Raw genomic sequence first — 9,852 nt, forward strand, 5'->3', positions numbered from 1 at the left:
CGTTTGCGGGCGTGGGCGCAGTCTGCGTCTGTTACCGAGATTGCTGAACTCGACCCGGCAGTTGCACGGCTGTTGCCAGATCAGCCTTTGGCGAATTACCCTGACTTGTCGAGGCAGTACCCGGAGGAGTTTGACGCTACGACGGAATATCGGGCGACCCTGCCAGACCTTCAGAACAAGCGCGTTCCCATTTCATTAACATAGATCAAACAGAACCGAGCAGTTCGATGCCCTACACAGCCAATGCAACCAACATCATTCACGAAGCCCATACCGGCATGTTCGAAGCCCATGTCACGGTCGAAAGCGCCCTTGGCACAACCTGCCATGTGGTCCATGTGCCCGGACCCATCTCGATGCCCTTTGAGGCATTGCGCCCGGCACTGATCCGAAGCGCGATCGACCAACACAAAAAGGGCCAGTTCGTGTCCCGCGTCGTGCCCGCCGACAGCCCGGGCGTCCTTGCCTATCGCAACCTGTTTTCCGCACCGAGCCTTCTGGACAAATTCTTCGGCCGCGCCGCTTGACCTCAGACACGGCGCCCGCCTAGAAGGCACAGGTTTGCCTGAAAGGACTTTGCCCCATGTCTGATGATCGCCTGATTGTTGCTCTGGACGTTCCCAACGCCTTGGATGGTCTTCACTTGGCGGAAAAGCTGGGCGATTCGGTGTCGTTCTACAAGATCGGCCTCGGGATGCTGACGGGCGGCGGTCTTGCACTGGCCGACGAGCTCAAGAAAGAACACGGCAAGCGCATCTTTCTCGACATGAAACTCTTCGACATCGGAGCAACGGTCGAAGCCGCCGTTCGCGGTCTTGCACAATTCGATCTGGATTTCCTGACGGTGCATGGCGACCCCTATGTCGTTCGCGCGGCGAAGGAAGGTGCAGCGGGTTCCGATCTCAAGATCCTTGCGGTGACCATTCTCACATCGCTTGAACGGAGCGATCTGGACTCAGCAATGATCAAGGATGGTGCCGTTCAAGACCTTGTGGTCGAACGGGCTGGGCGCGCTTTTGATGCCGGCGCCGACGGCGTTATCTCATCCCCAAACGAAGCCGCCCTGATCCGTGCCTTACCGGAATCCAAAGGCCGACTGATCGTGACCCCCGGCGTGCGTCCGGCTGGTGCCGACCTGGGTGACCAGAAGCGCGTCGCGACCCCGGCAAATGCCGTCAAGAACGGTGTCGACCACATCGTCGTCGGACGCCCGGTCTGGAAAGCCGCCGATCCGCGTGCTGCTGCCGAGGCCATCGTGGCCGAAATGCAGTCCCCACAGGCGACTCAGCCGAACGCGTGATCCAGATAGCGTTGGACCATGGCCGCGAAATGCGGGATCGCCTCTCGATCGAGGACGTAATCCGCAGGATCAACAAGAAGCCAACCTTGCCCCTCTGACCCGAACACGATCCGGGCCTGCGCTTCGATCGGGAGATGTGCGGCAAAGAACACGCCGCGTTTGAACTGCTCCTGCCAGACAAGATCGCCGGGGGTCAGCGACAGACCAACTTCCTCAAATGTCTCGCGCAACACACACTCGACCGCGGACTCCTGGCCGTCTCGCCCACCCCCGGGCAGATCAAGCCGACCCGGCCACGGGATGTCCGGCTTCTCGTCCCTGCGCAGAACGACGATCCGGTCGCCAATGAACAGGATAAGCTTCGCTCCGCCGAAATCCTGCATGATCCTGCCTTTTGTCTGACCCACGCCGGGTGTACCTTGCAAAGGCTCGTTCGGATACCCAACCCATGCCTGCCCTTTGCCGCGATTGCCTGACCGAATTCGATGCCGGTGCCCGCTGCCCCGCGTGCCGCAGTCCGCGCGTCATCGCGCATCCCGAACTCTACGACCTGAGCATTGCGCATATGGATTGCGATGCGTTTTATGCCTCTGTCGAAAAGCGCGACAATCCGGAACTCGCTGACAAACCGGTGATCATCGGCGGCGGGCGGCGCGGTGTCGTGTCCACCGCCTGCTATGTCGCACGGATCAAGGGCGTCCGCTCTGCCATGCCGATGTTCAAGGCGTTGCAACTCTGCCCTGATGCGGTGATCGTCAAACCCCGCATGGACGCCTATGTCGAAGCCTCGCGCGCCATCCGGCAGTTGATGGAGGAACTGACCCCCGCCATCGAACCGCTGTCGCTGGACGAGGCGTTCATCGACCTGACCGGGACCACCCGCCTGCACGGACACCCACCCGCCGTGATGCTGGCGCGGCTGGTCAAACGCATGCGCGATGAATTGCGGCTGACCGGGTCCATCGGGCTGAGCCACAACAAGTTCCTCGCCAAGATCGCCTCGGACCTCGACAAACCACGCGGGTTTTCCGTGATCGGGAAAGCCGAAACCCAAGCCTTTCTCAAGCCCAAACCCGTCCGCATGATCTGGGGCGTCGGAACTGCAACGCAAGACGCGTTGGACCGCGCGGGCATCCGCACATTTGACGATCTCTTGCGCTGGGACCTTGATGATCTGACCCATCGCTTTGGCAGTATGGGCCACCGCCTCTACCATCTGGCGCGCGGACAGGATCAGCGCCGCGTGTCGGCGCACAGCCCTATGAAATCCATCTCGAACGAAACCACGTTCAACGAAGATACCAATGACCCCGATCTCCTGGACGGGCATCTCTGGCGGATGTGCGAAAAGGTGTCGGACCGCGCCAAGGCCAAAGGTCTGGCCGGGCGCGTTGTGACCCTGAAACTCAAGAAATCGAACTTCACGCTGGTGACGAAACGCATGTCGCTCAGCGATCCGACCCAGATTGCCGACCGCATCTATCGCACCGCCCGCGCGCTTTTCGATCAGGTTGGCGACCAAGGCCCCTACCGCCTTCTGGGCGCGGGGATCAGTGATCTGAGCACAGCAGAAGGCGCTGATGTCTCCGGGGATCTTCTTGACCCGCAAAGCACCAAACGCGCCATGGCAGAACGGGCCACCGATGCGATCCGGGAAAAGTTCGGTCCGGACGCGATCCTCAAGGGTCGTGCCCTGCGCTGAGGATCACATCAACTGGTTTTCCTCGTCGATGGCCGAAATACCGAGCGCCTCCAGACCAGCTTCAAGATGGTCCGCAAGATGCGGCGTCCCGATCAGGTAATCCGCTGTCGGTGTCGTGGCTTCGTTCATCGCGGTCTCGAACGCTTCGTCCCATTCCTCGACCTCGAACGCGCCGCGCCCAATCCACATGACTGTGACTAGAGCCGTCTGTTCTTCCTCGCCCATCCGGTCGATGAAGCCGCGCATCTCACCCTCGGCGCGATCCAGCTCGCGCGCCATCACGATGACGGCGGCCACCTTGTTTGCACTGATATGTTCCATCTCGAATCTCCCATGCCGTTCACTGAAACATGGGCGCGAAAGGAATCTTTGACTTTGATCTTACGCAAACAGCCGATAATAGAGCCAATCCGGCAAGAACTGACTGCCCCGGAACACCCATGAAAATATGGTTGGGAAACTGCGTTTGAACGCGTCCGTGTTCATGTGCTCGAAGAATTCGCGTGCGGCGTCCTCAGGCTCCATGATGAAGGGCATGTTGAAATCATTCTTGTCGGTCAGACGGGTTTTGACAAAGCCGGGATTGACCAACTGCACCCGCACATTCGTCTTGCGCAGATCGGCATAAAGCGATTCCGCCAAAGTCATCACCCCGGCCTTCGACGAGGTATAGGCCGCAGCGCCCGGCAGACCGCGGAACCCAGACAAAGATCCCGTCAGAACGATATGCCCGGCATCCCGCTCAACGAATTTCGGAACAACAGCCCCCATCAAGCGCATCGCGCCCGTGAAATTAATGTCGGCCATCGCTGTCGCCTGATCCGTATCCCAGTTTTTGGCTCCAAACGGCCAATAGACCCCGGCGATCTGGACCACGCCGTCAATGTCACCCACCGCCTCGGCAGCGGCTTTGACCGACTCCGCATCTGACACATCGACAGTCACGACATCTGCTTTGCCGGGAAGGCTGGCCGCCAGTTCCCGCAGCTTGTCCTCACTGCGGGCAGACAACACGAGATGGACGCCCGCCGCACTCATCTTGTGCGCCAGAGCCGCGCCGAGGCCTTCGCTTGCCCCGACCAACCAATACCGTTTGCCTGCCCACTCTATCACGCCGCTTCCTTCCTGCGCATCGTGGCCACAAGTTCGGCCACTTTAATTCCATACTTCCGAAACTGGCTGCGGTTCACGATGGTTCCATTGGGCGCAAGATACATCCAGTCCGTGGTATCCAGAACATGCCCGCCCTGCTCTGCGGGCAGCTTGTATTTGTACTTGAGCTGCACCGTCGGGCCACTTTGCACGCCTTGACCTTCGCCGACGACATCCGACGCTGTTGCGCGAATATGACCGTCATTGCCCAGCGTCAAATTCCACTCGCGCAGCACTTCGTCACCGCTGTCGTAGAGGAAACGCTCTTTCATGACGCCGGTGTTGCCGATCCAAGCTGCATCGAAATCACCAACAAAACGCGAGGTGACGCGCCCGGTGGGACCGTAGATCACGCCTTCACAAATGATTTCACCATTAAGATGCGTGCGCAGGTCAAACGCATCGCCGGGGGCATTCAGATAGTCAGACGGAACCTGCCCGTAAAACCCGAAATACCTGTTCTTCAGGTATCCGAGGATGAGCATCAGGCTTGCTCCGAGAAAAACGAGAAAGACAGTCTCCATGACGTCATTCCTTTCCGAGTGGTGTCGCGATCAAAAGGCCGATCGCCACCAGTTTCAAAGCGCAGGGCACTCCTGCGTAGAGCAAAGTCAAAGTCGTCAGAGCGGCATCGCTGTTCTCGGCACCCGACACGAAACCGCTGGCTTCGAGGATGGGCAAAAGCGCGATGGCCGCAAAAGCCAGTGTGAATTTCGACACGAAGCCCCAGAGGGCAAACCCCTCGGACGCATTCGGCGCAACGGTCTCCATGCGGCGCGCGAATACCGCCGGCAACAGCGTCAGGTCCGCGCCAACCGCAGCGCCGGACGCAAGGCAGATGATGGCGAACCAAACCGTGTCTCCGCTGCCCAGCGTCATGGCAAAGCTGAAGGCCACAATCGCCAGGACCATCGCAGCCAAAAGCGCCGACTTGGCACCAATGCGTTCTGCCAAAACACCCCAAAGCGGTGCGGCCGCCGCCGCCGCCAGGAAGAAGAGCAGCAACAACGGCCCTTCCCAACCCGGCGCATCCAAACGGCTTTCCACGAAGAACAGAAACAGCGTTGAACTCACGGCAACCGGCGCTGCGTTGACCAGCGCGATCAGCAGCAAACGGCGCGAGATTTGGTCCTTGAGGACGATCCCGAACCCTGCTGACGGCTCTGTCGTCGCGCCGCGCCACTCGTTGTGCATCGCGATCCCGGCGATCAGGCACGCGAGAGCAAAAACCGCAGCATAGGCCACGAATTCGGGCCACGCGATCGCCAGAAAGACCGACGGCATAACCGAGGCCACACAGACCCCAAGCAACGCCCCAGTCTCGCGCCACCGCGCCACCCGCAGGTAACCAACGTCGCCTCCCAGCGTCCTCGCCTTCTGCACGCCGCGTGCGTAGAAGTTGATGGTCAAAAAGCTGAACGCGGAAAAGACCAGCGTCAGCATCACGGCGAACCAGAGGATCGGGTTTGTCGGCGGCGTGACCGCGAACAACCCCATCATCGCCGCGCCCATGATCGCCAATGTCACACCAACGGCGATCCCCTGAACATGACGTACCGCAACGGCAAGTTTGCCAAGCAGCGGATCCTGCACGACGTCCAGCAGACGCAATGCGAACAGCACCGTCCCGAGCGCCGCAAGGCTCACACCATATTCATCGACGTAAAACTTCGGCGCATGGATATAGATCGGCAAACCCGCTGCCGCGAGGACCGCCGCGAAGACCGCGTAGGCGCCAAGGTTTTGCCGATCCGCCACCATCACTGGCTGACTTCTTCCAAAGGTGGTTCGGTGCGGGTCCGGTATCGCGACCCTTTCCACCAAAGCTTGAGCGCTTGCCAATGGATCAAGGCCAGCACGCGCCGCGACCCAAACGGACGCCGCACAACCGATCGCAGGATCGACCAATTGCTGATCGTCTTGCGCGGCCCTGTGAGCGTGGCGATCAGGCCACCCGATGCTTGCGAGTAGTCAATCCAGATGCCGATCTTGTCGGGCCGGATGTCAAACCGGAACTCGTATCCGCCTTCGACGGGCTGAAAAGGCGACACATAGAAAATCTTTGTCGCCTGCAAGCGGTCCGACGCACCAATGGGCGAATTGTCCGGCTTGCGGCAGAGATAGGAATGACGGTCGCCAAAGGTGTTGGAAACCTCCGCGATCACGGCCACCAGATTGTCCTGCTCATCATGCGCCAGCCAGAACGACACCGGGTTGAACACATGGCCCAGAAAGCGGGGCTGTGCCAGCAGCAGCAACCGACCTCGCGCCCGGACCTGATGCGCATCCAGCACCTCGCGTGCCCATGCGGCACCGCGCCCTTCGCCCGGCGCACCGCCATGGTCCACATCCTGAAGACTGGCCACGTTGCCCTTGTTACGCGAAAACAGACATGGCGTTTTCGGCTCGGCTTCGGCATCCAGCATCACGTAGTCGATGGAGTAGCGAAACGCGTTTTCCGTGCTTCCCTTTCGACCGTGATAGGTGTGGCCAACGATATGATCGACAACCTTCATTCGGCCGCCACCGCAACCGCGTTCCGCGCCCGGATCGCATCGACCACGTCCACCGCGCTGCCCAGCCCGTCTTCGTGAAAGCCGTTCTTCATCCAGGCACCACAGAACCATGTCCGGTGTGTGCCGTTCATGTCGCGCACGATGTCCTGTGCCGCCAGTGCATCAAGGTCATAGACCGGGTGACGCAGCGTGCATTCGTCGTAGATCAGCTCTTCGCGGATCGGACGGGTGGTGTTCAGCGTCACGAAATGAGGGTCGTTTTCCGGGATCGGCTGAAGGCTGTTCATCCAGTAGGTCAGGTCAATCGTGTTCAGCTCTTTGGCTTCGGTTTCGGTATAATTCCACGACGACCAGCAAATCCGCTTCTTCGGCATGATGCTGGAATCCGCATGAAGAACGATCCGGTTCGGCTGGTAGGAGATTGCGCCCAGCGCACGCTTCTCCAGCGGCGTCGCATCTGCCAAGAGCCGCAGCGTGTCGTCAGAATGGGTGGCGAACACCACCTCGTCATACCGCTCCCACTCAGACCCGTACGCCTTGACCTCGGCCCCCATGACATCGCGGCGCACCGCATCGATCGGCGCACCGAGGCGCAGCGTCACGTTCCGATTTTTCATCGACGCCTCAAGACGCCGGACATATTCGATGGACCCGCCCTGAACTGTGTACCATTGATGCTGGCCAGTGGCCGACAGCAGCGCGTGGTTCTCCATAAATTGCACCAGCGCATGGGCCGGAAAATCCATGATCTTTTCCGTCGGCGTCGACCAGATCGCACCCGTCAGCGGCAGCAGGTAATACTCGCGGAACCACTCGCCCGTGCCCAACTGCTCCAGAAAAACACCAAGGCTCAGGCTTCGGTCCCGTGTCGCATCCAAGGCGCGTTTGTTGAACTTTGCGATATCCGCCAGCATCCGCAGGAACTTGGGATTCACGAGATTCTTTTTCTGCGCAAACACCGACCCGATTGACGCAAGCGCATATTCGACACGCCCACCATCAAGACTGGCCCCGAAGCTCATGTTGCTCTTCGTCACCGGCACGTCGAGCGATTTGAACAGCCGCGCAAGATGCGGGTAGTTGGCGTAGTTGAAAACGATAAACCCTGTGTCGACGGGCTGGTCGCCATTCTTGCCCGCGACGATGGTGCGCGCATGCCCGCCCAAACGCGGCTCCGCTTCGTACAGGGTGACGTGGTGATCTTCGGACAGCATATGCGCTGCCCCCATTCCCGAAATCCCTGCGCCAATCACGGCAATCTTCTTGGGCGCGCTGGCGCGGGCTTCAAACGGCATGCTGGTCTCTTTCTTTGGTATGTCTAGTTCTGTTTACGCTCTACTCTGCACTCCGGATGAAAAGAAAAAGAAAATAATCTGTGATCCAAACCTGTACTTGAGCCGTATCTTCTGCATGTTCACGACAACCGTGCTCACTTCGGATCGCCATATCGCTCCCGTTGGCAAAGGAGTGGAAATGCGCGATTCCGGCGGGATGGGCGCGAACGGAACGGATATTTTGACTGCAGGAATGACAAACGACGTCGTACCTTGGGTGGACGACCTGATTGCGGTCCGCGATGCGCGGGACGAAGGCGCTTTTATACGAGTGTTTGGCCATTTCGGCCCACGGGTAAAGGCATTCCTGATGCGAACGGGAATGGATGCAGCACTGGCTGAAGAATGCGCGCAGGAAGTGCTCGTGACCGTTTGGAACAAGGCGCATCTCTACGATGCGACACGGGCAAGTCCATCGACATGGATTTTCACCATCGCCCGGAACAAGAAAATCGACGTGCTGCGCAAACAGCGGCGTCCGGAACCCGAAGACTTACCCTGGGGTCCGGAATCAGAGCCGGATCAGGAAGCTGTGATCGGCCTGCAACAGGAGAGCGAAAAACTGGGTCGTGCCTTGCGCGATCTGCCCGAGAAACAAAGAGAATTGATCGAAAAGGCCTATTTCGGTGACCTGTCGCACAGCGAAATCGCCGATCAGACAGGTCTGCCACTGGGCACGATCAAATCTCGTATTAGGTTGGCGCTCGAGCGTTTGCGCCACTCGATGAAGTGAATTTGAAATGACTGTAAAACATCACCTCACAGACGACCTCCTGATGGCCTACTCGGCAGGTGACCTGCCTGAAGCCGTCAACCTGATCGTCGCAACCCATATTTCGCTCTGCGATGAATGCAGAGCAGCGTTGGGCAGCTATGATGCTGTGGGCGGCGCCGTGCTCGACACCTGCACCACCGTCGAGATGTCGAAGGCCAGCCTGAACACAGTTCTGGACATGATCCATGCGCAGGACACGCAAGTTCAGGACAAGCCTGTTTCGACAAGGATCAAGGACGATGTCCTGCCTGCACCCCTGATCGACTATGTCGGCGGTGGGCTTGAGAACGTGCGCTGGCGCTCGGCTGGCATGGGTGTGAAACAGGCGATCCTGCCGACATCCAAGGATGCCACAGCGCGTCTGCTCTACATCCCGGCTGGCACTGCGATCCCGGATCACGGGCACAGCGGTCTTGAATTGACGCTTGTTTTGAAGGGCGCGTTTCAGGATGAAGGCGGATATTTCGGCCGCGGCGATATCGAGGTCGCCAGCGAAGACCTGAACCATACGCCGGTCGCGGACATCTCCGAGGATTGCATCTGCCTTGCGGTCACAGACGCGCCGCTCAAGTTCAAGGGCTTGGTGCCACGCATCGCGCAGCCGTTCCTCGGCATATAAGCCGACAGACAGACCAACGAATAAGGGGGCCGATCGGCCCCCTTTTCTTTTGCGCTTAGGCTTTTTTCTTCTTCGGCGGCATCAGATCGGTGATCGTGCCCTCGAACATCTCGGCGGCAAAGTTCACCGTTTCCGAGAGCGTCGGGTGCGGGTGGATCGTGTGGCCCAGATCAACCGCGTCTGCGCCCATCTCGATAGCCAGCGCCACTTCCGAGATCAGATCACCCGCATTGGTGCCCACAATGCAGGCCCCGATCACGCGGTCGTCTTCGGGATCGAAGAGGAGCTTGGTCATGCCCTCGTTCCGTCCATTCGCCAAGGACCGGCCAGAGGCTGCCCAAGGGAACACGCCCTTTTCGTACTTGATGCCCTGGGCCTTGGCCTGCGTTTCGGTCACGCCGCACCACGCCACTTCGGGATCGGTATAGGCAACCGACGGGATCAGCGACGCATC

Annotated in this window: 12 protein-coding genes and 2 pseudogenes; 6 read left to right on the plus strand and 8 right to left on the minus strand. The window is 59.6% G+C overall.

Annotation, left to right across the window (positions count from 1 at the left end):
* From JJ869_RS19125 to pyrF, 3 genes and pseudogenes are all read left to right on the plus strand, one after another.
* Positions 1 to 177 (plus strand): annotated as a pseudogene (locus tag JJ869_RS19125) (GTP cyclohydrolase I FolE2); the annotation flags it as partial.
* A 50-nt stretch (positions 178 to 227) separates the two neighbouring features.
* On the plus strand, positions 228 to 527 hold the full coding sequence (locus JJ869_RS19130) for a hypothetical protein (RefSeq protein WP_292269608.1): 300 nt from the start codon (positions 228 to 230) through the stop codon (positions 525 to 527).
* A 56-nt stretch (positions 528 to 583) separates the two neighbouring features.
* A complete protein-coding gene (gene pyrF, locus JJ869_RS19135; protein WP_292269609.1) occupies positions 584 to 1,300 on the plus strand; it encodes an orotidine-5'-phosphate decarboxylase in 717 nt (238 codons plus the stop codon).
* Here pyrF and JJ869_RS19140 read toward each other — a convergent pair.
* Positions 1,285 to 1,707: an NUDIX hydrolase gene (locus tag JJ869_RS19140; RefSeq protein ID WP_366510479.1), complete on the minus strand. Its 423-nt coding sequence runs from the start codon at positions 1,705 to 1,707 to the stop codon at positions 1,285 to 1,287. The genes pyrF and JJ869_RS19140 overlap by 16 nt on opposite strands.
* A gap of 41 nt (positions 1,708 to 1,748) precedes the next feature.
* Between JJ869_RS19140 and JJ869_RS19145 the strand changes: the two genes are divergently transcribed.
* Positions 1,749 to 3,002 carry a DNA polymerase IV gene (locus tag JJ869_RS19145; protein WP_292269611.1) on the plus strand — a complete coding sequence of 418 codons (1,254 nt, stop codon included), beginning with the start codon at positions 1,749 to 1,751 and terminating at the stop codon, positions 3,000 to 3,002.
* Positions 3,003 to 3,005: 3 nt separating this feature from the next.
* Here JJ869_RS19145 and JJ869_RS19150 read toward each other — a convergent pair whose 3' ends face one another.
* The 6 genes from JJ869_RS19150 to JJ869_RS19175 are packed head-to-tail and all read right to left on the minus strand — an operon-like array spanning position 3,006 to position 7,965.
* Positions 3,006 to 3,323, minus strand: coding sequence for a DUF3775 domain-containing protein (locus tag JJ869_RS19150; RefSeq protein ID WP_292269612.1), 318 nt, complete (start codon positions 3,321 to 3,323; stop codon positions 3,006 to 3,008).
* Positions 3,324 to 3,383: 60 nt separating this feature from the next.
* Positions 3,384 to 4,115, minus strand: coding sequence for an SDR family NAD(P)-dependent oxidoreductase (locus tag JJ869_RS19155; RefSeq protein ID WP_292269615.1), 732 nt, complete (start codon positions 4,113 to 4,115; stop codon positions 3,384 to 3,386).
* Entirely contained in the window at positions 4,112 to 4,678 is a 567-nt protein-coding gene (locus JJ869_RS19160) for a DUF3833 family protein (protein ID WP_292269617.1), read from the minus strand. The genes JJ869_RS19155 and JJ869_RS19160 overlap by 4 nt, the downstream gene beginning before the upstream one ends.
* A gap of 4 nt (positions 4,679 to 4,682) precedes the next feature.
* On the minus strand, positions 4,683 to 5,915 hold the full coding sequence (locus tag JJ869_RS19165) for an MFS transporter (RefSeq protein ID WP_292269628.1): 1,233 nt from the start codon (positions 5,913 to 5,915) through the stop codon (positions 4,683 to 4,685).
* A complete protein-coding gene (locus tag JJ869_RS19170; protein ID WP_292269618.1) occupies positions 5,915 to 6,670 on the minus strand; it encodes a DUF1365 domain-containing protein in 756 nt (251 codons plus the stop codon). The genes JJ869_RS19165 and JJ869_RS19170 overlap by 1 nt, the downstream gene beginning before the upstream one ends.
* Positions 6,667 to 7,965 (minus strand): FAD-dependent oxidoreductase, encoded by a 1,299-nt coding sequence (locus JJ869_RS19175; protein ID WP_292269621.1) that lies wholly within the window; start codon positions 7,963 to 7,965, stop codon positions 6,667 to 6,669. Before JJ869_RS19175 ends, JJ869_RS19170 begins: the two co-directional genes overlap by 4 nt.
* 232 nt (positions 7,966 to 8,197) lie before the next feature.
* Between JJ869_RS19175 and JJ869_RS19180 the strand changes: the two genes are divergently transcribed.
* Together JJ869_RS19180 and JJ869_RS19185 are read left to right on the plus strand one after the other, a co-directional pair.
* Positions 8,198 to 8,737: a sigma-70 family RNA polymerase sigma factor gene (locus tag JJ869_RS19180; protein WP_292269632.1), complete on the plus strand. Its 540-nt coding sequence runs from the start codon at positions 8,198 to 8,200 to the stop codon at positions 8,735 to 8,737.
* Between the two features lie 7 nt (positions 8,738 to 8,744).
* Positions 8,745 to 9,398, plus strand: coding sequence for a ChrR family anti-sigma-E factor (locus JJ869_RS19185; RefSeq protein WP_292269623.1), 654 nt, complete (start codon positions 8,745 to 8,747; stop codon positions 9,396 to 9,398).
* Between the two features lie 55 nt (positions 9,399 to 9,453).
* Here the strand turns inward: JJ869_RS19185 and JJ869_RS19190 are convergent.
* Positions 9,454 to 9,852 (minus strand): annotated as a pseudogene (locus tag JJ869_RS19190) (dihydrolipoyl dehydrogenase); the annotation flags it as partial.

It is taken from the genome of Marivita sp. (assembly GCF_017643905.1).
In the GTDB taxonomy this organism is placed as follows: Bacteria; Pseudomonadota; Alphaproteobacteria; order Rhodobacterales; family Rhodobacteraceae; genus Marivita.

Excerpts from the sequence above, each read along its gene's own strand:
- JJ869_RS19175 (WP_292269621.1), bottom strand. The coding sequence starts at position 7,965 with ATGCCGTTTGAAGCCCGCGCCAGCGCGCCCAAGAAGATTGCCGTGATT.
- JJ869_RS19160 (WP_292269617.1), bottom strand. The coding sequence starts at position 4,678 with ATGGAGACTGTCTTTCTCGTTTTTCTCGGAGCAAGCCTGATGCTCATC.
- JJ869_RS19165 (WP_292269628.1), bottom strand. The coding sequence starts at position 5,915 with ATGGTGGCGGATCGGCAAAACCTTGGCGCCTACGCGGTCTTCGCGGCG.
- JJ869_RS19150 (WP_292269612.1), bottom strand. The coding sequence starts at position 3,323 with ATGGAACATATCAGTGCAAACAAGGTGGCCGCCGTCATCGTGATGGCG.
- JJ869_RS19185 (WP_292269623.1), top strand. The coding sequence starts at position 8,745 with ATGACTGTAAAACATCACCTCACAGACGACCTCCTGATGGCCTACTCG.
- pyrF (WP_292269609.1), top strand. The coding sequence starts at position 584 with ATGTCTGATGATCGCCTGATTGTTGCTCTGGACGTTCCCAACGCCTTG.
- JJ869_RS19180 (WP_292269632.1), top strand. The coding sequence starts at position 8,198 with ATGACAAACGACGTCGTACCTTGGGTGGACGACCTGATTGCGGTCCGC.
- JJ869_RS19130 (WP_292269608.1), top strand. The coding sequence starts at position 228 with ATGCCCTACACAGCCAATGCAACCAACATCATTCACGAAGCCCATACC.
- JJ869_RS19170 (WP_292269618.1), bottom strand. The coding sequence starts at position 6,670 with ATGAAGGTTGTCGATCATATCGTTGGCCACACCTATCACGGTCGAAAG.
- JJ869_RS19145 (WP_292269611.1), top strand. The coding sequence starts at position 1,749 with ATGCCTGCCCTTTGCCGCGATTGCCTGACCGAATTCGATGCCGGTGCC.